Genomic DNA, 25,310 nt, shown 5'->3' on the forward strand with positions numbered 1-25,310 from the left:
ACAAAGCCCGTAAATAAAGGCTTTTTAGCCTACCGCGTACTACTCAAACTCAATCGTTCCAGGTGGTTTTCCCGTCAGATCATACACTACGCGATTCACATGATTTACTTCATTGACAATTCTGCTTGTCACTTTATGCAGTACTTCCCATGGAATCTCTGCTGACTCTGCTGTCATAAAGTCAATCGTATTGACTGCGCGAAGTGCAACTGCGTAATCATAGGTTCTTTCATCCCCCATAACTCCAACGCTTCTCATGTTTGTCAATGCAGCAAAATACTGTCCGACTGTCTTGTTCATGCCTGCTGCGTCCATCTCTTCACGGTAAATAGCATCTGCATCCTGAACGATTTTTACTTTTTCTTCTGTTACTTCTCCGATAATACGAATTCCAAGTCCCGGTCCCGGGAACGGCTGTCTGAACACCAGACGCTCCGGAAGTCCGAGCTCCAGACCTGCTTTTCTTACTTCATCCTTGAACAAATCACGAAGCGGCTCAATAATTTCTTTGAAATCTACGTAATCCGGGAGTCCTCCTACGTTATGGTGAGACTTAATCACTGCGGATTCACCGCCGAGACCACTTTCTACTACGTCCGGATAAATGGTTCCCTGTACCAGGAAATCAACCGTTCCAATCTTTTTCGCTTCTTCCTCGAATACACGGATGAATTCTTCTCCGATGATTTTTCTCTTCTGCTCCGGCTCTGTCACTCCTGCAAGTTTCTCATAAAATCTCTGCTGTGCGTTCACCCGGATAAAGTTCAGGTCATAGTCACCTTCCGGTCCGAAGATTGCTTCTACCTCATCTCCCTCGTTTTTACGAAGAAGTCCATGGTCTACGAATACACAGGTAAGCTGGTTTCCGATTGCCTTGGAAAGCATAACTGCTGCCACGGAAGAATCCACACCGCCGGAAAGTGCACACAATACTTTTCCGTCGCCTACTTTTGCACGAATCTCTTTGATTGAGTTTTCTACAAACTCATCCATCTTCCAGTCGCCGGCACATCCGCACACATTTCTCACGAAATTGCTGAGCATCTCTTTTCCCTGTACTGTATGAAGTACTTCCGGATGGAACTGGATCGCATACAGCTGTTTTTCTGCATTCTCTGCGGCTGCTACCGGACAGTCTGCCGTATGTGCTGTAATCTCAAATCCCGGTGCGATCTGCGCAATATAATCAAAATGACTCATCCAGCAGATTGTAGATGCTGACACGCCTTCAAATACTTTTGAAGAGGCTTTATCGATCAACACCTCAGTTTTTCCATATTCTCTGACATCTGCACGTTTTACTTCACCACCAAGTACATGCATCATCAGCTGGGCTCCATAACACAGTCCCAATACAGGGATTCCAAGTTCAAACAATTCTTTTGTATAGGTCGGGGAGTCTGCCTCATAGCAACTGTTCGGACCACCTGTCAGAATGATTCCTTTTGGATTCATATCCTTGATCTTCTGAAGGTCTGTTTTGTAAGAATAAATCTCACAATATACATTGCATTCTCGAACGCGTCTTGCAACCAGCTGATTGTACTGCCCGCCAAAATCGAGTACGATTACTAATTCGTTTTTCACAAATGTTTCCTCCTAATGTTTATCCTAGTATTTTTATTATAATGTAGCACTTCTGAATTTACAAGTTTCTTTTCTTGTAGTTTCACCAGTTTTACTTTCAAATACTCTAATTCTAATCTGTCTGATCAAAGGATATAGCTGTCTGCATTGATCACTTTCGCAAAGAGCAGATCCTGAATTCCGATATTCTTACCAGGCAGCTCTTCTCCATCAGCTTCTCCAAGTTGCGCTACATTTTGCGAAATGGCTACAATCACACTTTTCTGTTCTTCATTACACAATACCTGTGCGCAGTTTTGAATCCTGAGGTAATTTAATATCAATTCCGGCGTTACATCTTGTGCAATCTTTACAGTGGCTATATTTCTTACAAGAACTTGATCTGAAGAATTTTCAAGCAATATTTTATCTATGCTAATATTAGGCTTATTTTCAATGATTCTGCCCTCCCATTCAAATTCAAGTCTCTGATAGTCCACATTTAACTTTTTAAATGACGCTTCTTGATTTTTCATCAAAACTACCGTTTCCTTTACCATGAGTTTTGAAATCCACTCATCTAATGTATCTAATTTGACATCTTCCGGTACTTTTAGATTTCCGTACACATAAATGCTGTCTCCCTCTTTCTTCAGTAATTCTTCATTTAAAACTGCATCTCCATAATGAAGTGCCATTCCTGCAGGGATGACTACAAAATTCACTTTTTCATCAAATAGCTCGATACACGATTCCACCATTTCTTCCGGAATGATCAACTGTTCTGTAACAAACCGGACATTTTTTTCGACTAGCTTTTGCATATCTACCGATTTATCCTGAATAATTACTTTGTCTTTTACATAATATTTGTTGTCTTCTTTTGCTCTCAAAGGGAAATATTTATCTACAATGAATGTGTCATTTAATATCATACAGTCATCCGGATAGATCGAAACGGAATTACTTGCGGATAATTTTGTCAGATAACCCGAAATACTTTCCGCACATCGAACAGAACCGTTCACATGAATTTTCTCATATTTCTCTAAAATTTCTTTTGTACCTGAATGTATATTGAGGGCTCCATTTACGATTAACAATGTATGTTCCTGAACAACCATAGAATCTGTTATTTCATACGATCCATTGATTACTTTTAACTCTGTCTCAACATCATCTGCAATTTCTATTGTATAATCTTGATTTATCGTGACAGGAAGACGATTTAAAATACTTTTACTGGAAGTACTGACGATAACAATATCTGCATTGATTATCATGTTTTTATAGTTGTTGTAATCTTCTTCTTTCATTTTTCTGGCATCACAGATATCACAATTTAATACATAGTTTTTCTTATCAAACATATTTGTTCCCTCCTAAAATTCTTTTTAAATGTTGACGTGCAGAAGAAAGTTTGGATCGGACCGTTCCTGGTGAAAGCAAAAGGATATCTCCAATTTGTTTGGAATTATACCCTTCCAAGTAACGTAACGAAAAAATTACTCCTTCCAGATCCGGTAAAGTTTCCAGCAGCTTCTCCCATTCTAATCGAACCAGTTCTTCAGAATCTATTTGTGGCTGCGAAAACTCATCCAAGATGATTTCCTTCTTGCCATGTCTGAGACGATCTACATATAAATTTTTAACAGTTCGATATAACCATGAGCGACTTTGCTGTTCTTTCAGCGTGGATAAGGTATCCTCATGAAGCATTGCGCGCAAGAAAGCTTCATGCACCAGTTCCTCCGCGGTATACAGGTTTCCTGTCATACTATGGCACCAATTGATCAATTCCTCATAATATTTCTTATACAGTTCCTCTATCATACCTTGCGATCCTTTCTTTTGCCTTTCACTTATAAGACGGATAACCGGACAAAAGTGTTGAAAAATATTTCTCTATCCTCATTTCTTCTATTTTCTATTTCTTTGTATACTGAAAAGGCCAATGCACTTTCGTACATCGGCCTTTGGAATTCTCTCCCTTAGGTTTGCTTAGTTTGGGGAATTTGGAGTCAGATTTTCATCTAACATCATATTTAGGAGGGCTGCCGCTAGGCAGCGTAACGGGAGATTTCCTTTTTCAGTTCTTCGCAATGATCACCGTAAACCTGCAGTGATATCACGTTGTTCAGCCCGAGATTCATGATTCCTAAAATAGATTTTGCATCTACCACAAATCTTCCTCTCTTCATATCCATATCATATGGATACTTTGCCACTGTATTTACAAAATTTAGAATTTCCTCGGGGTTTTTAAAGCTAACTAACATTTCGCTCATCATAAATACTCCTCTTCTATCTATACTGATGTCTTCCTATGATGCCTTCCATGTTTCACTCTTACGAGGTTATCACATTCTGTCAAAAGAAACAGGGTGAAATATCTTAAAAAGGGAGATTTTTTTAATGAACCGATTTTCTGAAGTCATTTGGAAGCATCCCAACTTCCTCTTTAAATACCTTACTCATATATTTCGGATCTGAATATCCGGCAAGCTCCGCAATCTGATTCAGTTTCAAATGTGTATTTAAAAGCAGCTCCTTTACCTTCTCTATCCTGTATTTGCGGATTGTCTCGGTAAAAGTACTTCCGGTTTCTTTTTTAAACTGTGCGCTTAAATATTCTTCCGATACATAAAGCTTATTCGCAATCTCCTCCAGTGTAATCCCCTGATCATAATATTTGCGGATCAGCTTTTTCGCCTGTTTTACCAGAACACTTGTCTCCTCGCCTTCCTCTTCCGTCTCAAACTCAAACAAACCGAAAAAGGCTTTCAATGCAGCTTCCAGCTGATTCCAGCTCACTGCTACTGTAATTTCCTGCAGGATATTCTGCACTTCCAGATCCAGTTCAACCGAAACTTTTGCCTTATAGATTCCGAATACAGCCAGGCTCAAATGAATGATCGCCTGTTTGATATCTGTCGGTGTATGAAACTCTTCTTGATAGCAGTTCGCCAGTTCCCAGAAACATTTTTTTAATTCCTTTTTGTTCTCCTGTAAAACCGCCTGTTTTGCCTTTTCTTCCAATTCCACAGGATATTTTAACGGTACCGGATGCTGCTGCTCAATCAACTCGTTGCTGATCAGTGTTCCTTTCGGAAACATCAGATTCCATTCTCTCTGTACACGGATTTCCTGCAATGCAGACGGCATATCCAACAGCCGTTCTACCGTTTTCCAGAAGCAGACCACCGGAGTTTCCAGCTGACTGCAAACCATTGGGACAACGGACTTTTCAAATCGCTCTTTCTGGGACGCTCCGTCTTTCACCTGATAAATCACCATCGTCAACAGCTGCCAGCTGTCGGATTCCAAAATGCAGGACTTATAATGTATAGCGTGATCCCCCACCGTTTCCAAAATCTGCCTGGTCAACGACTTCTGTTTTCTGTAACTGTCCCCTAGCCACACACCAAAAAGTTCTGCCGGTTCTTCCAGAGAAACACCGTATTTTTGCTGCATTGTTTTATTTAATTGTGAATTCTGGCGCACCTGACCATGCATACAGGCCAACATAATATTTTCCACGGAAAAAATCTGCTCTGTCCCCTGATCCTCTGAGATTTCTCTCTCTGCCTGTTTTAAGGCACTTTTCAATTCCGGAATCTTAATCGGCTTCAGCAGATAGCTGTCTGCTTTGAGTTCAATCGCCTTTTGGGCATACTGAAATTCCGAATATGCCGAAAGGATAATGGCTTTACATTTTATATTTTCCTCCCGCAATTTCTTCATCATGGCAATCCCATCCATTTTGGGCATCCGAATATCCATAATGACCAGATCCGGATTCAGTTCACGAATCAGCTGATAGCCGGCTTCCCCATCCGCCGCTTTTCCTACCAGCTCATATTCCGGATTGATCTTGCTTAGAAGCTTTGCCATTCCTTCACGAATCGGCGCTTCATCCTCAACCACTACAATACGCATGTAGTTTCCTCCTCTATCGGTATAAATAAGTGTACTTTTGTATAGTTTCCAACTTCACTTTCAAAATATAATGCTGCCTGTCCCCCATAATACAATTTCAGGCGCTTTCTTACATTTGCAATTCCAAGATGTCCTTCCATCTCGCACTCGTCCTGATTAAGTTTGGCTACCATGTCCGGATCCATTCCCTGTCCATTGTCCTGGATCAGAATATGCAGCTGTTCTCCGCTTTTCTTCATGCGGATATTCAAAGCACACTCTTCCTGATCTGCAAACGCATATTTGATCGTATTCTCCACAAACGGCTGTAAAAGCAATTTGTGGATTCTGCATTCCTTCACATCTTCCGGCATATAAATCTTTACATCCAGACGCTTTCCGAATTTTGCACTCTGCAGCATAATATATTGCTTCAGCCAGGCAATTTCTTCGCTGATACTCGCTGTTCCTCCTGCATTTTTCACTGTATAACGCAGAATGTCCGCAAGTGCACCAACCATTCCACTAATCTCATACTGCTCATTTTCAATCGCCTTCCAGTTGATCGTATCCAGCGTATTATAGAGAAAATGAGGATCGATCTGTGCCTCCAGGGCTGACAATTCTGCATTTTTCTGATCCAGAACCGCCTGTTTTACTTTTGCAATCAACATCTCCAGATGTGCAACCATCTCATTAAATCCTGAACTGATCTGTTGTATCTCCATAGGCAGATGCGGGTTCACTCTCACCTGATGATCAAACTCACCCTGTTCTACACAACTCATTACGCCGGTAATTGATTCTACCGCCTGAATGTATGGTCTGCTGAAAAAATGAAGCAATATGAACATGATCACGATCGTCATGCTGATAATGATAAACAGATAAATCCATTGACTGACGGACATTTTCCAGTAATACGCAAGTGGCTGCTCATTGCAGATTGCAAATCCGCTGATTTCATGATCTGCTGTCGTATACTGGTAATTTTCGGAATCCTGTATCTCACTGAGCTTCTTCCCGATCTTCTTTGGATCAGGCGCACTCACAATCACATCGTCGCTCAGCAGATATTCTCTGGAACCAATATCCGATGCAATTGCTCTGCGAATTCTCTCCTCATTGACACTTAATACGACCGTTCCCTGAAAATTCTCGATAATACGATAGTCTGTAATATTTCTTGCAATATAAAACATATAATGATTCTTGTCAGCAATCTTCACTGGCTTTCCATCTCCGAAATAAACAGCCCCCCGTTCTATTTTCGGAATCTCAACCTTATCTGCCCACGTCTCACTTCCAGAAAATGACGAAAGACTCTCATAATATATGATCTCTCCCGTCTTTAACTGTATCGTGATCCCTTCCACTCCGGTAAACTGATTGCAAATATGACTCAGTTTTTTCCTGAGACTGGTGCTGTTACTCTCACGATCCCCCCGGCTCTCGTTCAATGCTCTTACAATTTCCAGAACATCTTCATCCGTGCTGAAATCATATAAGATTGTCTCGTACTTATCCAGAACCATCTCCAGATTTTTCTCTGCCGTATCCAGATTACTCTTTATTCGGTCTGATAGATTTTCTTTTAATCGCTGCTGTATATTGATCTGCGAGATAATTGCAAAGATCAAAACCGGAATCAATGCTGTCAAAAGAAAATTTGTCATTAATCTGCGTTTCAGGGTGCCTCGTATTTGCCCGTTTTTTCCTTGTCTCAATTAGCTTCTCCTGTATCTTACTTTTTATTCTCAGCATACCTGCTGACTTTCTTCCTTATTATAGCACACATTCCTATGTCAGCTCTTGTTCTTCTCATGCTGGTGTAAATATTTTTCCTTTGTAGCCAGTCCACCGCGTATGTGACGCTCTGATTTGTTCATATCCAACACTTTTCGCGCCTTTGCCGCCAGTATCGGCCGAACCTGAAGTAATCTTTCTGTCACATCCTTGTGCACCGTACTCTTACTAATCCCAAACTGCTTCGCTGTCTGCCTCACTGTCGCATTATTTTCTATTATATAAGTTGCGATCTCAACGGCCCTCTCCTCGATATAATCTTTCATGGAAACCCCTGTATAATTTGTTTATACAATCTATGCAGGGCTAAGAGACAGTATGCGGAATGTACACTCCGATTCGTCTATATTTCTTTTGATATCTACAACAACTAATCTGAACCTGTTTCATTTTTCTGTATCTATTCGATTGTAAATAATTCAGGCAAGTTCCACCACATGATTTATACTATCAATTACAATATACTTCCATGATATAATCTCATAACATGCCTCCGTTTTTTTCGGCACAATATCCCTAAGTCTTCTATTATTGTTCCAAAATCTAAGGTATGCTCAACTTCATAATTTTCTTTTTCTTTTCATTCATCCAAAACCTCCTATTATTTAGCAATGGCAAGATAATCTTTTTCCTGCTTCGCCATTCTATTATCCTCCCTTTACTCGTATCTTTAAAACAAACCAAACAACGATGACTCATCAAAAAGTACATCATTTGATAAGCATAGCCCATATGTATCTACAAACATTCTTATAAATTCACCTGATAGTTCTTTATTTTCTTCATAATCCTTTTGTAGCAACTGCTGAAAATACGCTCACTTCTACAGCTTCATCATATACCTCGCATATTTCTAAATACGTATTCGAATAATGTCTTCTTTCTTCCGAAAAAGTATTTGTTACATTTCTGCAATTTCCCATACTATTATATCTCCTTCCTATCCTTCATTTTAACTGCTTTTCATCTGTAACTCAAGAAAATGAGTGACAAAAAGACCGGAATTCCCCTGCAGTCATTACTTTTTCCCCATTCTCCACACTTCAAAACCTCAAAATTTTATTGTAATATTTTACCAATTTTTATAGTATTACACGCCAAAAAACCATGATATTATAAAAACAATTCTTCCAGTTTTTCAAACACGCGCGATCTGAAGGATAACAAGAAGAGTAAATTTTTTATGTAGGAGGGCACTATGAAAAATCGTTTACGATCCATGTTTATAGCCGCCGTACTGGTTGGCACAGTTGTCGCAGGAAGCTTCATAGCTCCATTTTCTGTTCAGGCAGCGAAAAAGGACACCACATCTTTTGAAGATTTAAACCAGTCTCAAATAGTAGAAGCAATGGGACCTGGCTGGAATTTAGGAAATCAGCTGGAAAGTGTCACTGACAACGTTCCGGAGGAAACAAACTGGGGAAATCCTGTAATCACAGAAAAACTCATTCAAAGTGTAAAGGCTGCAGGCTTTAAATCGATCCGTATCCCTGTATCCTATTTTGCCAAAATCGACGATGACAAAGATTATACGATTGACAGCAAATGGCTGGATCGTGTACAGGAAGTTGTAGACTACTGCATTAAAAATGACTTATATGCAGTGATCAACATTCACGGAGATGGCTATAATACCATCGATGGCAGCTGGCTTTTGTGCAATGGAAAAAATCAAACAGAGATTAAGAAAAAATATAAAAAGGTATGGAAGCAAATTGCAGAAAGATTTAAAAATTACGATGAGCACTTACTGTTCGAGTCCATGAATGAAGAATTTGACGGCAGTTATTCTGAACCGAATAAAGAGTACTATCAAAATATTAATGACTACAACCAGATATTCGTTGATACTGTTCGGAAAACAGGAGATAACAATACAAAGCGTTGGCTGATTATTCCCGGCTGGAACACAAATATTGACTATACCGCCGGAGATTACGGTTTTAAACTTCCTACGGATCAATACCGCGACAAACCAATCGATAAAGAAGAACAACGAATTATGATTTCTGTTCACTATTATTCTCCTTGGGACTTCTGTGGCGGAGAAAACGGTGTGATCACTCAATGAGGCAACGAAGCGGATGATCCTTCCAAAACAAGTACAACCTGTGATGAAACTTACATGAAAAATCAGTTAAATCTGATGAAAACAACATTTGCAGACAAGGGATACCCTGTTTTCATCGGTGAATACGGCTCTATCGACAAAACATCCTATGACAGTGAAAACGAATATTACCGTGCATATTTTGCCCGAAAATTGTGCCAGCTGAGTCGTAAAAACGGATGTATTCCAATGTACTGGGACAATGGATACAATGGTGTCCACGGATTCGGCTTATTTGATCGTACAACATGTGAAGTCACACAGCCTGTCATTATTGATGCCATTATGGAAGGTTTTGGTCAGAAAGCATCTCAAAACAGCACTCTGATGTCCGTCCGCCTGTATGTGTCAGACAGTAAATACTGGACGACCATTCAAAGTGATAACACTGCAAGAATTACCAAAAAAGGCGGCACCTATACTCTGAAACTGAAAGGTGATAAAGATATGCTTTTAAACATTACAACCATTGCTTTAAAAGACTGTGACGTTGAACTTGGAAATCAGACAAAATCCGACTTTACCAATGCTCAGATTGTAATTGACAAGGTTCTTTTTAATGGAACGGATTACACGGTAAAAGAAAATAAAAATGATGAGGTTTTCTCTGAAAAAGGCAGCCTTCAGATGGATCTGATCAATCAGTGGAGCGAAGCAGAGCCGATGATCGAAGGTCTGCAGAAAAAAGAATCTTTTTCTTTCCAGAATGCAGACTATAAAGATGAAAATATGTTAGAGGTTACGTTCACCATCTCCAATTTGAAATAAAAATAACAGACTCATTTTCAATATTTCATGTAAAAATGAGGCCGGGAACGCAGATTATTTTGCTTTACACCAGCCTCATTTTTGCTTGTCTACTTAATTACCAAGATGGTGAATGAATACCTGTACTGTGCAAGAATCAAATTCTGCTTTGTATTCATTGTTCTTCCAACCTGTGCACATCTTCCGGTGATAATCCGGAATACTCCGCGATCTTTTCTATCGGCAACTTATCCTCCAACATCTTACGCGCCATTTCCACTGCGTGCTCATGTTTTCCTTCACGTAATCCTTCACGTAATCCTTCGCGCCTTCCACTAGCTAACATATGGCGATGATCCCGGATTGCCTTTTGTCGTTCCTCATATTCTAATCGTTTTTCCTCGTCTGCACTGATTTCTTCCAATTTATCATATGCTTTATGGATATATTCATCTTTTTCTGCCAACACTTCAATTTCCTCCCTGCTCCTTGCACCGAAAAATTGTGCCCATCGAAGGAGTTCTGTCTGTGGATATTCATACTTCGCAAGCTTTGGCAGCTCAAGTACATGAATCTCGAATTTGTCGGAATACATGTCCCGTATCGTATCCTCCCAGATATGAAAACAAGAATAATATCTCTCATGTTCAAACAGTGTAAAATCCAGAATCCCTACATGGATACATTTCTTCAACTTATCATAATCTTCCCCTTCGTGGATCTGGTCTACATACATTTTCCCAAGATAAAACAAAGACCGCTCCTGCCAGTAATCATAGGCAATAGACTGCATTTCAATGTTTAGCTGCTCTCCCTCTCTTAGACGAACTCGCACATCCAGGATTCCGTACTTCTCTTCCTTATATTTCTTACGAAGCTTCTTCGGAAGTAATTCCATATCCAGAATCTCTTCCGGTGGAATCCGAAGAAACGCACCTATAAATCCTCGGCGCACTTCTTCATCTTCCATCAGCTCCTGAAAACAAAAATCCACGCTAGGTAACATAATAAACTTCTGTTCTTTCGTTTTCTTACACATATAACTGCTCCTTTCCACGGTGTGGAAAACACAATCATACATGATGTTCTTTTTTGATATTTTCATTATAAAGAAATATTGTCTATTGTACAACTGCTTTTCCATCATATTTACTTGCCTCTTTGTTCAGTTAAATTTTTTCTGAAATATCTGACCGAACGGTCTTGACCTTCTAGAAATCATTTAGAAATTTATCAGAAAGTTTAGATGATTCAAGTATAATATGACAGTATATGAAAAGCAATAAACTATTTATTAAATTTCCAAAGAATCCCTTTTAATTACTCAAACTTTGCATTTCAATAAGTTCGTATACACCTTGAAAATCCAATAATTGAGGGCGTAAAAAATAGTATGGATGCCATCCGGTTTGGTAGAATTGAGTTACTCAAAAACAATTAAAAACCGTAGGCTCATGCTATAAATAAAAGATAACACCAGACACCCAGAATGATACCCAAATTTTTAAAACTATTCGAAGATTTTTAATGGTTTTCATGTTTCTCCAGTACTCAAAACAGCAAATTCATTGTGTACTTCACTTACTATCGTTGTATTTCCGGTACATTTTCTTCTTTGTATGTTACTCTAAAATGTTTTGCCCCAAGATCCTGCACAATCTTTTGTAATTCTCTTATTCGCGCTATTTTTAAATAACTAAAAATAGTCGTCTAACGCAATATATTCATCTCTATCACTTGGGTCTACATCATAAAAAGTCGGAATCTCTCCCGACTTTTCCTTTATTCACTCAATTTAAATCGTTTCTTACTTTTTTACGCCCTGGCATTTTTGCAGCAATCTGCTTTGATACCCCTTTCGGCACATTGATCTGTACTCCAAATAACATCCGAATAAACCAGATCATAAACAAGAATATAAAAATTGGAATAAGACAAGATGTAACCAACATCACCGCGATCAACTCAATAAATTGATTTAAAAGTTCTTCCCCTTTTTCCAACAATCCTGAAATTCCATCTTTGATTTTCGATAATGCTTTCTCTATGATGTTACCTTCTGAATCTGTATTTTTCTCAATTTCATTCGTTATATCCTGTGCTTCCTTTACAGTCTCTTCCATCGTTGACTCATATGTTTTTTCTATCATTGCCGAAACATTCATGCTGAATGGAATAATCATAAATATAACAAGACCGAATGCTGCTATTTTTGCTGCCAATATTTTCAAAACCGTTCGATTAAATCCGATTCCTGCCGCGAACAAAACACACGCTGCCGGAATCAATATAGAAAACGTTGCATATCCGGTAAGTGTCACCAAATACTTTTCCAAAAATATAACGACCAGAATAATCAGAAAATATGATGTTAAATCTGTCAGCTTATTTGCTATCGGTGTTGTCGCATCTCCGGGAATTGCCGCAATGGCTGTTGATGCTGCCGCTGATGTTGCTGTTAGTTTTAGAATATCTGCCTTCTTCTCATCCAGTGCCTCTATCGTTTTTTTATGGTTTTCCGGATTGCTTGCCGCTTTTGAAACAACAGTCATCGAAAGGACCATTATCACAAGTGCCACTGCCACCCATGCCAGTTTTTTCACATTCTTCTTTTCTATCATTTTCTCATTTCCTCCTATGTGCAATCATATACACAGTATACCCTACAATTTGACTTACTTCATTAATTTTTTTCATCATGGTCTTTCCTTTCTCCGTGTAAATGAGTATATTTCATCACGCTAATGTGATAGCAATACTCATTTACGGAATTATTTGTTATTTGTTTCAGAAAAGACCGTGTAAATTTCGCGAATTATACATCAAAACGGACGTGTTAACTCTAACACGCCCGCACATCTGTCCTTATTTTATTGTCCCCGTATCCCAATATACTGTATCGGCCCCTATGAAATCTCCGCCAGCATCTTCTCCGGATCTTCTGCTGCCTTCACTTTATCGTTTGCCTGAATGATCACACCCTCTTCATCAATCAGATAGGTCGTTCTTACTACTCCCATGGATACTTTTCCGTAATTCTTTTTCTCTTTCCAGACATCATATGCCTGAATCACTTCTAATTCCGTATCAGAAAGCAATGTAATCGTCAGACCTTGTTTTTCTTCAAATCTTTTATGCGACGCAACACTGTCTTTGCTGATTCCAAGAATTACCACACCTTTTTCTTCAAACTGCGGATAACGTTCGCTGTATCCGCAAGCCTGCTTTGTACACCCCGGTGTATTATCCCTTGGATAGAAATACAAAAGAACTCTTTTCCCTCTGTAATCTTTTAAACTGTGTAACTCTCCATTCTGATCCGGAAGTGTAAATTCCGGAGCTTTTGTTCCTGTTTGTAACATTGCATTTTCCTCCTGTTTTCTGATTTTTTTGATATTCCAACCTTCTTTACAACCGTATCTCTCCCAGTCTGCCTTCTCCTTTCAGATACTTTCTGTAAATCACAAAGAACACCAGACTGGTCAGACATGCTGCCGCTCCATCCGCGAGGGGCTCTGCATAAAATGCACTCTTCGCCGCAAACGCGATCGGCAGGACACATGTCATCACAAAATACACAATCTTTCGAAACAGTGACAAGCTAAGGGAAAGCCTTGTCATCCCAAGCGCCGTCAGCGCATCCACAAACACATACTGGAGGCTGAGTGGGATCACCATCAATGTAAACACCTGGATTCCCCATATGGACAGTTCCCGGTATCTTGCATTGTCTGTAAAAATCTGCACAAAATACTGCGGCAGAATTCTGGATACAAGGAACATCACCGTTGTAAATGTAATACATAGCACCAATACCCACTTCACTGTCTTACGGATACGATCCGGTTTGTTCGCACCGTAATTAAAACTGATCAAAGGCTGTGATCCTCCCGTAATTCCAAGCATCGGAGAGGTAATCAAAAGCATATAGCTCTGTACGATCGTTGCTGCCGTGATCAGCGTATCTCCCTGAGATTCGCCGCCATAATACTGAAGTACAGCATTCAATGCAATGATGATCACACTGTCTGTCGCAAGGATCAAAAATGGCGAAAAACCGATTTTACAGATTCGTTTCCCAATCTCCCACTCCGGCTTTACAAGATGGATCGGAATCTGCATCTTCTTACTGTGTAAAGTCAAAAGTACAAAAATACAGGACGAAAGCTGTGCGATGACTGTCGCAACAGCCGCTCCTGCAATATCCATTTCAAATACAAAAATAAAAATCGGGTCCAGCACAATGTTTACCACTGCTCCGATCAATGTAGTTGCCATTCCCAGAAACGGAAATCCCTGCGCTGTAATAAAATAGTTCATGCCCATAGACACAAGGGCAAAAAATGTTCCCAGAGTATAAATCGTCAGATATGTATTCGCATATGGAAACGTCACTTCACTGGCACCGAACCAGTTCAGTAAAAAATCCTTGATCAGCAAAAACACAACTGTCAGCACTGCGGAAAATATAAGCAGCATGGAAAAACTATTCGCCAATATCCGTTGTGCGCTCTTCTTATCTCCTGCCCCCAGTTTCACCGAAAACGTAACCGATCCTCCGATTCCGATCAGAGCAGCAAACGAAGACAAAAGCGTAATGATCGGAGCACATACTCCGGCGCCTGCAAGGGAATCCCCGCCGATCCCCGGAATATTTCCGATATAGATCCGGTCTACAATACTGTAGAGCACATTGACGAACTGGGCAAACATAAAAGGAATTGATGTCTTTAATACTAAAAGTGGAACTGAATCCCTTCCAAAATCATTTGTCTTTTTCATGCTGCACCACTATCCCACCAGAATCTGGTATCCTTTTTCAAATATCTCTCCCGGCTGCACCGCATTGATTCCCTTCTTTTCAGAAATATCTTTATCAAATCCGGTATCATCACAACGGCCTGCCCATGGCTCCAGACATACGAACGGCGCATTCTTCGGTGACCAGATTCCGTAACTGTAAAATCCTTCACTCTTTACGCCTACATATGGCTTTCTTCCATCCTTTTTGCACAGCCATACTTCTTTTAACTGATAATCATCACAGATCAGTGTATCCACCCCAAACAATTTTTCGGAAAGCTGCAGATATCCGTCCTCCAGTTCCAGAGAATAGCTTTCTTCCGGCAGGCCTGTTCCGCATTCCAGATTCAGCCCGCAGCATTCCAGCGTTTCCATCTTCGAAAACCACAGAAGATAGTCGTCTTTCGTCTCCTTTGCGCCTTCAAACATAAATGCCGGATGTGCTCCGATCGTAAAGTAAATCGTTTCTTCTGATGGATTTTTTACTTTCCAGTCTACAAAAATATTTTTTCCATCCAGACGGTATGTGATATACAGCTCAAAGTCATAGGGATACACTTCTCTCGTCTCTTCATTCGAACAAAATAAAAACTGCGCTTCCTCTGCTGCAGATTTTACACAACGAAACTGGCTGTCTCTTGCAAATCCATGCTGAGACGTCGGATACTGTGTTCCTTTGATCAGAACAGTATTTCCGTGTGTCTTCCCTACATTTGGGAACAGGATCGGAGAATGCCGGTTCCAAAATTCAGGATTTCCGTTCCACAAGATCTCTGCTCCTGTCTTTTTGTTAAAAATTCTTGTCAGTTCTGCGCCTTTTTCTGCGATTTCCACACAAAGGCATGCGTTTTCCAATTTCATAAAACTCCCTCCGCTTCTTTTCATTCGTCTACTACAACTGTACACCATTCTGCCTGTCAGTACAACCAGAAAGCACCGGAAAAACAAAATCTGTTTTCCGGCGCTCTCTTTTTATTCCTGTGCATTATCTGTACTGCTCTGATCTGAACTCTCGTCCGAACTCTGATCGGTATTCTGATCTTTGTTCTCTGTTGTGCTGTTCTGTGTATCTTTCGCATTTTCATTCGTCGTTTCGTCTTCCTGCTCTACCTGAACACAACTCTTCTGCAGATACTTGGCAGCTTTTTCCTGCATGATGGACTGCTCGATGTTTTCTTTTCCGTTTTTCTCTTCATATTCCGCAATCTGATCTGTACGATATCCGGCAAGTGCTGCATACTGCTTCAGCCCGATCTCATACTCTTTATCTGTAGGTTCTAAATTCTTTTTCTCACAGAGAAGCTCTACTGCCATCTGATTTCTCACGGTATTCTCTGCTACTGTCTGTGCCTTCTCTTTAAACTGATCTTCTGTCATTCCCATGTACTGAGTCAAATAATCTCCCAGCTCCATCTGATAGTATTCTGCTGTACTCTCATACTGGTTTATGATCGCCTCTTTCTGCTCTTTTATTTTATCTTTCGGAAGATCTTTTTTCACTTCGATCTGATCCACCAGAGCATTCAAAAGATTCTGGTACATCTGCTGGTTTTCGATTTTTTCTTTGATCTCTTTTTTATATTCCTTTACAGTTGTCGCTTCTACACTGTTCTCTTTGACCCACTTATCTGTCAGCTTCGGCACATCTACTGTATAAATGCCATTTAAAGTAATGGTAAACACTGCGACTTTTCCGGCCATTTCTGTATTCATATACGTATCCGGGAACTGTACCGTAATGTCAAACTGCTCTCCTTTGTTATGACCGACAATCTGGTCTTCAAATCCCTGGTAGTCTCCGTTTGCACCGATAAAAGAACCGGAACCAAGCTCCAGGTCTGTTCCCTGGGCAGAACCACCCTGAAATTCCACACCGTCTACTTTTCCGACATAATCAATATTGACTGTATCCCCTGTCTGCGCTGCACGGTCTGTCACCTCTGTTCTGGTTGCATCTGCCTGCAGAAAATAATTCACATAATTCGTCACCTGATCATCTGTCAGTTCAGTTGCTTCCACCTGCGGCACTTCCAGTCCCTTGTACTGTTTAATCGTAATATACTCATTGGATAACTGACTGGAACACCCTGTCAGTGATCCCATCAGGAATACACCTGCAATTACTGCAATTAACTTCTTTTTCATCTTCTTGCCCTTCCATTTCCTATATGATCCTCTGCCTGTCTTTTTGACAGCCTGTTTTTTATTATACCACATTCTGTTGAATGAGACGTACATTTTTCTTAAGAGTTCATAAGATTTTCACTGTTTTTTCTGTCTGTTTATAAAAGCGGTGACAGCAATCTTGAAAACTGCTCTTTTCCCCGGATGATAAGACTTCTCTGGTGATACGCATTTCTCGTGATCTGTGTAGATTTTGTCATATCATTTTCAAAGCTCTGCTCCAATTTCTGCGTTGTCTCCTCGCTGTATACCACTGCATTGACTTCAAAGTTCAATCCAAAGCTGCGAAAATCCATATTGGCAGTTCCCACACACGCTACGGTTCCATCCACCATCACTGTCTTTGCATGCAGAAATCCGTTGTCATACACATAACATTTTGCTCCGGCCTCCACCATTTCACCAATATAGGAATAGGTCGCCCAGTATACAAACGGATGATCCGGCTTGCACGGAATCATAATCCTTACATCCACACCGGAACGGGCGGCAATCTTCAATGCATCCAGAATCGAATCATCCGGAATAAAATACGGTGTCTGCAGATATACATGATCTTTTGCGCTGTGAATCAGTCGCAGATAATTGTCATGGATTGTTTTGATCTGCGAGTCCGGACCACTGGAAATAATCTGCACCGGGTCTCTTCCCTCCCGCTCATACTTCGGAATCTCAAATAAGGTATCCTCCTGAAACAGATTTTCCTTTGCCGCATAATTCCAATCCAGTACAAACCGTACGGCCAGAGAGGTTACGGCTGCCCCTTCGATACAAAGATGGGTGTCCCTCCAGTAACCGAACTTCTTTTTGTCCAGTCCCAGATATTCCCTTCCTACATTGAAACCACCCACAAATCCGACCCTGCCGTCTATCACGACAATCTTGCGGTGATTCCGGTAGTTCATTCGAAGCTGAAGATTTCCAAACAGCGCCGGGAAAAATTCTGCCACGTGGATTCCTTCCTTCTCCAGACGTTCCCAGTCCCGGTTATGCATCCCTCGACAGCCCATACTGTCAAACAAAATGCGGACCTCAACTCCCTCTTTCGCCCTTTTGATCAGCACCGGCTCAATATGCTGCCACAATTCATCATTACGGATAATATAATACTGAAAATGAATATATTTTTTTGCTTTTTGCATCTCTTCCAGCAGCGCTTTGAATTTTTCCTTTCCATCGGTATAGATCCGCACATCGTTATTATCTGTCAAAACAGCCTGCCCTGCTTCCAGATTATATAAAATCAGATCCCGATATCTTGCCACCGCTGGATTCGTCAGGCGGAGCCTACGTCTGTATATCGTCTCTTCCTGCCTGCGCACAGCATATTTTATCTCTCCTTCAATCTCTTTTGCCTTAAACATCCTGCTTTTATGAAAATCCTGCCCGATCAGCAGATACAGGACAAATCCGAGAATCGGTATAAAATACAGCAATAACAGCCAGGTCCATACCGTCTGCGGAGATCTTCTCTGAAAAAACACAATGACCAGAGAAAGCAAAATATTAATCACAACCAGATTGTCCATCATAAAATGATACACACTGACTGCACTGTTCCATATCGTTTCTGCCATAAATACCTCTCCCCTATCTTTTTCTCATTTCCTTAGTATACCTGTTTTCTCCAAGAAAAGTAAAGCCCTGCCGTCCAAATCTCTTGCACTTCCAGGGAAACAATGTTACAATATTACATGCATAATTATGAAAAAAGAGAATTTTAGGAGGGTTTTATCGTGTCTACAGGATGGATCGTACTGATCGTTGTACTTGTGATTCTGATCGGTGTACTCGTCGGCCTTTATTTCTTCGGAAAAAAAGCAGAGAAGAAGCAGGCAGCACAGCAGGAACAGATGGATGCCATGGCGCAGACTGTCAACATGCTGATCATCGATAAAAAGAAAATGAAACTCAAAGAAGCCAATCTTCCTTCCGCAGTGCTGGAGAATACGCCAAAATATTTGAGACGTACCAAAGTACCTGTTGTAAAAGCAAAAGTCGGACCAAGAGTGATGACTTTGATGTGTGATGCTAAGATCTTTGACCTCATCCCAATCAAGAAAGAAGTCAAAGCCACCGTAAGCGGCATCTACATCACTGCTGTAAAAGGTGTTCGCGGACCACTCGAGGCTCCGGAAAAAGCAAAGAAAAAAGGCTTTTTTGCAAGATTCAAAAAAGACAACAAATAAGACAAAGAGCATTGCCGGCAGAAAATCTGCGCTGCAGTGCTCTTTTTTATACAGCAATCCCGCTGCCTTTGGATACAATATTCATTCGGATCTTACAATTCGCAAGCGGTTCATGATTCACATCCAGTTCATAATCCACCCGTACTTTAATCGTTTCATCCGAAACTTCAATTTCCATATTTCTGGTATTCAATCCTACCAGCATCTGACCATATAGTGTTTTGTAATATGTCAGATTCTTCTTGTTTTTCTCAAATATCATATGTGTATTCGATAATCCGCTTTTCATAATCTCAAGACTGTCTGTTCCTGATATTTTGATTTTATTCTTGATCGTGTCACTGACTCCTTCTACGATCTCATCATAGATGATATAATGTTTTCCATTTCTGTAGTAGTAAGTAGCCGGTGTCACAACTTCGATCACATCATCCTCATCCGGTCCCGGAATCTGGGCGTCCATATCCATATGCAGCCCTGAAATACTGACCAATACATCCTTTGTCATCTGTGTTCCCCTAATATTCTTCTATATTCACAATATTTGCTTTCGAAATATCAAACGGCATCACTGTATTTGCAAAATTTACAAACTTTTCCGCCGCATCGCTGACATAAAATTCATATTTGCTACTTGTGCCCTCTTCCCCGTCATTTTCCATATCTTCACTCTGAAGAAGCCGTTTGAGATCCATGGCGGTCTCATAGGCCGGATTGACGATCTGGATTCGTTCTCCCATATAAGAACGGATCTTGGAACGTAAAAGCGGATAATGGGTACATCCTAAGATCATCGCATCGATCTCTGTATGCTTTAACGATTCCAGATAATATTCAATAACCTCTTCTGTGACCACATGTTCTTTGAATCCTTCTTCCACAAGAGGGACAAACAGCGGGCAGGCTTTCTCCCTCACATGGATATTCGGATCCATCTGATGAATCACCTTTGTATAAGTACCGCTCTTCACCGTTGCATCCGTTCCTACCACACCGATCTCTCCGTTTGCCGTAGCTTCTACTGCCGCCCTTGCTCCCGGAACGATCACACCAATGATTGGAATATCAAATTCATCCCGAACAGCATCCAAAGCCAGTGCACTTGCCGTATTGCAGGCAATGACAATGGCTTTGACCTGTTTTGTTTTGAGAAAACGGATGATCTGCTCAGAAAAGCGAATAATATTGCTCTTAGATTTACTTCCGTATGGAACGCGGGCAGTGTCACCAAAATATACAATATTTTCATGCGGCAGCTGCCGTGTTATCTCCCGTACAACAGTAAGTCCCCCTACACCGGAATCAAATACTCCGATCGGAGCCTTTTTCTTCTCACATTCCATACTCATAATTTTTCTCTCCTAGATTGCAAATGATTTTGCGATTTTATACTGATACTCCGGAATTGTCTTCTTCATGGACAATGCCTGATCAATATCGAAATCTACATATTTTCCATCCTGATATCCAATGACACGGTTGGATTTTCCTTCGCACAGTAAGTCAACTGCCAGTGCCCCCATTGTAGACGCATATACTCTGTCTTTACATGTCGGGCTTCCTCCTCGCTGCATGTGTCCGAGGATTGTTGCTCTTGTCTCGATTCCTGTTGCTTCTTCAATTCTCTTCGCCATATTGATGGAATCACCGATTCCCTCTGCATTGATGATGATGTAATTCTTTTTACCGCGTTTTTTGTTCTCCAAAATATCTTCGATCAACGCCTGCTCATCATAGTCTTTTTCTTCCGGAAGAAGAATCTTTTCTGCTCCGTTGGCAATACCGCACCACAACGCAAGGTATCCTGCATCACGTCCCATTACCTCAATGATACTGCATCTCTCGTGTGAAGTAGATGTATCACGGACCTTATCGATCGCTTCCATAGCTGTATTGACAGCTGTATCAAATCCAATCGTATAATCTGTACATGCAATGTCAAGATCGATCGTTCCCGGAAGAGCAATCGTATTTACTCCGAGGTTCGCCAGCTTCTGTGCTCCGGCAAAAGATCCGTCTCCTCCGATTACTACAAGACCGTCAATTCCGTATTTTTTACAAATTGCTGCTGCTTTCTGCTGTCCTTCTTCTGTACGCATTGTCTGGCAGCGTGCTGTCTGAAGAATTGTACCACCTCTCTGGATGATATCAGACACATCGCGTGCCGTCAAATCAATGATCTCTTCTTTTAAAAGTCCGTGATATCCTCTTCTGATTCCGCGTACCTTCAGTCCTTTTGCAAGAGCTCTTCTTACAACTGCACGGATCGCAGCGTTCATTCCCGGTGCATCTCCACCACTTGTAAGTACTCCAATGGTACGAACTCTATCTTCAATCTCTTCTAACATTTTTTCTTTGTCTGCTTTGTTTGCCATAACTTTTCCACCTTTCTGAATTCTTCTACTCTTCAAAAGTAAAGTTTGCCTATTTTTTAACACTCCGGGTATATTCTACCTTATTTATATTCCTTTATCAATAGATTTTTCTACGACTTTTACTCGCTTTTCCCCGTAATGATTCATCAATCTGCTCAATACTTCCTGGCCGATCCGAATGTTTCTGTTTCTCGGAAGCCGCTTGATCGCCCGCTCTTTCTGACAATAGATCACAACCTCGTCATCTCCTTCCGAGTCTGCCAGGTATCCATATAAAATATGCTCATTTCGCAGAAAATCTTCTTTATCTGAAAACTGCACCCACAGCTCTTTTTTGGTCTGCTCAAACGGAATGATCGTCTCACAGATTAGCTTGCTCGGCCGCTCCTCTTCCTCGGATACTCTTCCCTTTACAAAGATTTTTTTATCAATCTCCAGATACTCTCTGTTTTTTTCATAGTCCCGCGGGAAGACGATCACCTCTACCGTTCCCACCAGGTCTTCCAGAGACAAAAATGCCATCATCTGATTTGTCTTTGTATGCTTGATCGTTTTTGCGGTAATCATGCCGCCTACGATCTCCCTCGTTCCGTCATGTACCTTTGCCCGGCCTGTCTCTTCATCCGGCTGGAAATCCAGTGTGGTGGCTGAAATGGATTTTCTCCATTTGTCCTCATACTCCTGCAATGGATGTCCGCTTAAGTAGGCTCCCAGCACTTCCTTTTCAAACGCCAGCAGATTCTCTTTCGAATACTCCCCGACATCCGGCAGTTTGATTTCAAACTGCTCTTTTTCTTCCTCACCCACCATATCAAACAGTGTCATCTGACCGGTCATGGCATATTTCTTTTCCTGATTGACGTGATCGACGATCTGAACATAAATGCTCATAAACTGCTTTCTCGTGCCTCCCAGGCAGTCCAGCGCACCTGATTTGATCAAATGCTCAATTGCCCGTTTATTCAGTCCATCCTTGAATGACATCCGACTGATAAAATCTTCCAGATTTTTAAACGGCCCAAACTCATCCCGATCTTCTATGATCGCAGCGATCACCGGTCTTCCAATGCTCTTGATGGCCGCCAGTCCGTACCGGATGTTGTTGCCGTCTACCGAAAAGTTGCCGATCCCGCGGTTAATATCCGGTGACAGAATCTGAATATTCATCTGCCGGCAGGCATAAATATATTCTGCCACTTTGGACGGATTTTCAATCACAGAAGTCATCAGTGCTGCCATGTATTCCACCGGATAATAATATTTCAGGTATGCTGTCTGATAGGAAACAACCGCATAGGCCGCCGCATGGGATTTGTTGAATGCATACTTCGCAAAATCGATCATTTCATCATAGATCTTATTGGCTGTCTTTTCATCAATTCCATTTTTAATACAGCCCGGCACACCGTTCTCCTCATCTCCATAGACAAAGATCTGGCGCTCTTTCTGCATCACATCGCCCTTTTTCTTGGACATGGCACGGCGAAGAAGATCGCTTCGTCCCAGTGTGTATCCGGCAAGGTCACGCACGATCTGCATAACCTGCTCCTGATAGACAATACATCCGTAAGTAGGCGCCAGAATCGGCTCCAGCTGCGGACAGTCATAGGTGATCGATCCTGCATCATTTTTTCCCCGGATATACTGTGGGATAAAGTCCATCGGACCCGGACGGTACAGGGAAATACCGGCAATAATATCCTCCAGACTGTTTGGCTTGAGCTCTTTCATGAAGCCTTTCATTCCGCCGCTCTCCAGCTGGAAGATTCCATCGGTCTTACCGGTTCCGATATAAGAAAGTACCTGTTTGTCGTTATAGTCAATCTGATCCATATCAAGTTCCGGATTTTTGCTTTTTGCAAGCTGCACCGCATTCTGGATCACAGTCAGCGTCCGAAGTCCCAGGAAGTCCATTTTTAAAAGTCCCAGTTCTTCCAGAGTGGTCATTGTAAACTGAGTTGTGATCGAGCCGTCAGAAGCTCTTGAAAGGGGAACAAAATCATCAATTTCTCTCTGACCGATCACAACCCCTGCCGCATGCATGGAGCTGTGGCGCGGCAGTCCTTCCAGTCGTTTGCACATGTCGATCAACAGTTTTACCTGCGGATCATTTTCATATGTTTTACGTAATTCCGGATTCATCTGCAGTGCTTTATCAATCGTGATATTGAGTTCCTGCGGAATCATCTTGGCAATCGAATCCACAAATGCATACGGAAGATCCATCACGCGTCCCACATCACGGATCACACCTCTGGCAGCCAGCGTACCAAACGTCACGATCTGGACTACCCGGTCTTTTCCATACTTACGCACAACATAGTCGATCACCTCCTGCCGTCTCTCGAAGCAGAAATCCACGTCGATATCGGGCATGGTCACACGCTCCGGGTTGAGAAAACGCTCAAACAGAAGCTGATACCGGATCGGGTCGATATTTGTGATCTCCAGACAATAAGAAACAATACTTCCCGCTGCGGAGCCACGCCCCGGTCCTACTGCGATCCCGTGATCTTTGGCATATTTGATAAAATCCCATACAATGAGGAAATAATCTACATATCCCATGTTGCGGATCGTATCCAGCTCATAGCGCAGCCGTTCTTTCAGCTCCCTGGAAGGCTCTCCATAATGCTTTTCAAGTCCTTCCCAGCATAACTTGTTCAAATACTCCCAGGAAGTCATGCCGTCCGGCACATCATACTTTGGCAGCTTTGTGACTCCGAATTCAATCTCTACCTCACACCGGTTTGCAATCTTCTGCGTATTCTCCAGTGCCTGTTTTGCATATGGAAACAGCGCTTCCATCTCCTGAGGGGACTTTACATAATACTGGCCGCCCTCATACCGCATCCTGTTCTCATCGTCCAGCTTCTTCCCGGTCTGAATACAGAGCAGGATATCATGAGGCTTCGCATCTTCCGCGTACGTATAATGGATATCATTGGTCACAACAAGCTCGATCCCTGTCTCCTTAGAAAGCTGGATCTGTCTCTGGTTTACAAGCTGCTGCTCCGGGATCCCGTGATCCTGCATTTCCAGAAAGAAATTTCCTTTTCCGAAAATATCCTGATACTCCAGCGCCACCTTCTTCGCCTCTTCGGTAAGTCCCCGGCTCAGATACCGCTGTACCTCCCCCGCAAGACAGGCACTTAAGGCAATGATTCCCTCGTGATACTGACGCAGAAGATCCTTATCCACACGGGGCTTATAATAATACCCTTCTGTAAATCCTCTGGAAACGATCTTCATCAGATTGGCATATCCCGTATTGTTTTCTGCCAGAAGTACCAGATGATGATATCTGCTCTCTCCACCGGCAGTCTCACGGTCAAACCGGGAATTCGGCGCCACATAAACTTCACAGCCGAGAATCGGCTTGATTCCCTGCTTTCTGGCTTCCCTGTAAAAATCGATCACACCGTACATAACCCCGTGGTCCGTGATCGCAGCACTGTTCATGCCCAGTTCTTTAACTCTGGATACATATTCTTTTATTTTGTTGGAACCGTCCAAAAGACTGTACTCCGTATGGACGTGTAAATGCGCAAAACTCATAATTCACCTCTATATCCAGTATTGCTGTAAATCTAAAAAGGGCGTTCCCTTACA

The 25,310-nt window shown here is 41.6% G+C and carries 20 protein-coding genes and 1 pseudogene; 2 read left to right on the forward strand and 19 right to left on the reverse strand.

Annotated elements, in window-relative coordinates:
- Nucleotides 1–39: 39 nt before the first annotated feature.
- The 8 genes from guaA to FXV78_RS17810 all read right to left on the reverse strand — a co-directional run bounded on the left by guaA (nucleotide 40) and on the right by FXV78_RS17810 (nucleotide 8,213).
- On the reverse strand, nucleotides 40–1,587 hold the full coding sequence (guaA, locus tag FXV78_RS04440) for a glutamine-hydrolyzing GMP synthase (protein WP_004842142.1): 1,548 nt from the start codon (nucleotides 1,585–1,587) through the stop codon (nucleotides 40–42).
- 125 nt (nucleotides 1,588–1,712) lie between these two features.
- A complete protein-coding gene (locus tag FXV78_RS04445; protein ID WP_004842140.1) occupies nucleotides 1,713–2,936 on the reverse strand; it encodes a hypothetical protein in 1,224 nt (407 codons plus the stop codon).
- Complete coding sequence (locus tag FXV78_RS04450; RefSeq protein WP_004842139.1) at nucleotides 2,929–3,399, reverse strand: RNA polymerase sigma factor; 471 nt, start codon at nucleotides 3,397–3,399, stop codon at nucleotides 2,929–2,931. The genes FXV78_RS04445 and FXV78_RS04450 overlap by 8 nt, the downstream gene beginning before the upstream one ends.
- 227 nt (nucleotides 3,400–3,626) lie before the next feature.
- Nucleotides 3,627–3,854 carry an HPr family phosphocarrier protein gene (locus FXV78_RS04455; protein WP_024853995.1) on the reverse strand — a complete coding sequence of 76 codons (228 nt, stop codon included), beginning with the start codon at nucleotides 3,852–3,854 and terminating at the stop codon, nucleotides 3,627–3,629.
- 124 nt (nucleotides 3,855–3,978) lie between these two features.
- Entirely contained in the window at nucleotides 3,979–5,505 is a 1,527-nt protein-coding gene (locus tag FXV78_RS04460) for a response regulator transcription factor (protein ID WP_004842133.1), read from the reverse strand.
- The gene (locus FXV78_RS04465) at nucleotides 5,493–7,211 is read right to left on the reverse strand and encodes a sensor histidine kinase (protein ID WP_009244016.1); all 1,719 of its coding nucleotides are present in this window, start codon (nucleotides 7,209–7,211) and stop codon (nucleotides 5,493–5,495) included. Before FXV78_RS04465 ends, FXV78_RS04460 begins: the two co-directional genes overlap by 13 nt.
- A gap of 78 nt (nucleotides 7,212–7,289) precedes the next feature.
- On the reverse strand, nucleotides 7,290–7,556 hold the full coding sequence (spoIIID, locus tag FXV78_RS04470) for a sporulation transcriptional regulator SpoIIID (RefSeq protein WP_004842130.1): 267 nt from the start codon (nucleotides 7,554–7,556) through the stop codon (nucleotides 7,290–7,292).
- A gap of 516 nt (nucleotides 7,557–8,072) precedes the next feature.
- Nucleotides 8,073–8,213 (reverse strand): hypothetical protein, encoded by a 141-nt coding sequence (locus tag FXV78_RS17810; protein WP_004842126.1) that lies wholly within the window; start codon nucleotides 8,211–8,213, stop codon nucleotides 8,073–8,075.
- A 425-nt stretch (nucleotides 8,214–8,638) separates the two neighbouring features.
- Between FXV78_RS17810 and FXV78_RS18160 the strand changes: the two are divergent.
- Nucleotides 8,639–10,168: pseudogene (locus FXV78_RS18160) on the forward strand (cellulase family glycosylhydrolase).
- Nucleotides 10,169–10,322: 154 nt separating this feature from the next.
- Here the strand turns inward: FXV78_RS18160 and FXV78_RS04490 are convergent.
- From FXV78_RS04490 to cls, 7 genes are all read right to left on the reverse strand, one after another.
- Nucleotides 10,323–11,186: an Rpn family recombination-promoting nuclease/putative transposase gene (locus FXV78_RS04490; protein WP_225084598.1), complete on the reverse strand. Its 864-nt coding sequence runs from the start codon at nucleotides 11,184–11,186 to the stop codon at nucleotides 10,323–10,325.
- Between the two features lie 751 nt (nucleotides 11,187–11,937).
- The gene (locus FXV78_RS04495) at nucleotides 11,938–12,768 is read right to left on the reverse strand and encodes a hypothetical protein (protein WP_004842117.1); all 831 of its coding nucleotides are present in this window, start codon (nucleotides 12,766–12,768) and stop codon (nucleotides 11,938–11,940) included.
- A gap of 285 nt (nucleotides 12,769–13,053) precedes the next feature.
- Complete coding sequence (gene bcp / locus FXV78_RS04500) at nucleotides 13,054–13,509, reverse strand: thioredoxin-dependent thiol peroxidase (protein WP_004842114.1); 456 nt, start codon at nucleotides 13,507–13,509, stop codon at nucleotides 13,054–13,056.
- Between the two features lie 46 nt (nucleotides 13,510–13,555).
- On the reverse strand, nucleotides 13,556–14,929 hold the full coding sequence (locus tag FXV78_RS04505; RefSeq protein WP_004842112.1) for an MATE family efflux transporter: 1,374 nt from the start codon (nucleotides 14,927–14,929) through the stop codon (nucleotides 13,556–13,558).
- Nucleotides 14,930–14,938: 9 nt separating this feature from the next.
- Nucleotides 14,939–15,811: an aldose 1-epimerase family protein gene (locus FXV78_RS04510; protein ID WP_009244019.1), complete on the reverse strand. Its 873-nt coding sequence runs from the start codon at nucleotides 15,809–15,811 to the stop codon at nucleotides 14,939–14,941.
- Nucleotides 15,812–15,922: 111 nt separating this feature from the next.
- Complete coding sequence (tig, locus tag FXV78_RS04515; RefSeq protein WP_039959559.1) at nucleotides 15,923–17,095, reverse strand: trigger factor; 1,173 nt, start codon at nucleotides 17,093–17,095, stop codon at nucleotides 15,923–15,925.
- Nucleotides 17,096–17,232: 137 nt separating this feature from the next.
- Nucleotides 17,233–18,711, reverse strand: coding sequence for a cardiolipin synthase (cls, locus tag FXV78_RS04520; protein WP_004842108.1), 1,479 nt, complete (start codon nucleotides 18,709–18,711; stop codon nucleotides 17,233–17,235).
- A gap of 159 nt (nucleotides 18,712–18,870) precedes the next feature.
- On the opposite strand from cls, the gene FXV78_RS04525 reads away from it, so the two are divergent.
- Nucleotides 18,871–19,323 (forward strand): hypothetical protein, encoded by a 453-nt coding sequence (locus FXV78_RS04525; protein ID WP_004842106.1) that lies wholly within the window; start codon nucleotides 18,871–18,873, stop codon nucleotides 19,321–19,323.
- A 46-nt stretch (nucleotides 19,324–19,369) separates the two neighbouring features.
- On the opposite strand, the gene FXV78_RS04530 is transcribed toward FXV78_RS04525, so the two are convergent.
- The 4 genes from FXV78_RS04530 to FXV78_RS04545 form a co-directional block, all read right to left on the reverse strand.
- The gene (locus FXV78_RS04530; protein ID WP_004842105.1) at nucleotides 19,370–19,831 is read right to left on the reverse strand and encodes a YwiB family protein; all 462 of its coding nucleotides are present in this window, start codon (nucleotides 19,829–19,831) and stop codon (nucleotides 19,370–19,372) included.
- A 10-nt stretch (nucleotides 19,832–19,841) separates the two neighbouring features.
- Nucleotides 19,842–20,672, reverse strand: coding sequence for a glutamate racemase (gene murI, locus FXV78_RS04535; RefSeq protein WP_004842104.1), 831 nt, complete (start codon nucleotides 20,670–20,672; stop codon nucleotides 19,842–19,844).
- A 12-nt stretch (nucleotides 20,673–20,684) separates the two neighbouring features.
- Nucleotides 20,685–21,698, reverse strand: a complete 1,014-nt coding sequence (pfkA, locus tag FXV78_RS04540) for a 6-phosphofructokinase (protein ID WP_009244023.1) — start codon at nucleotides 21,696–21,698, stop codon at nucleotides 20,685–20,687.
- 84 nt (nucleotides 21,699–21,782) lie between these two features.
- Entirely contained in the window at nucleotides 21,783–25,256 is a 3,474-nt protein-coding gene (locus FXV78_RS04545) for a DNA polymerase III subunit alpha (protein WP_004842102.1), read from the reverse strand.
- Nucleotides 25,257–25,310 lie beyond the last annotated feature (54 nt).

The organism is Mediterraneibacter gnavus ATCC 29149 (assembly GCF_008121495.1).
Lineage (GTDB): Bacteria > Bacillota > Clostridia > Lachnospirales > Lachnospiraceae > Mediterraneibacter > Mediterraneibacter gnavus.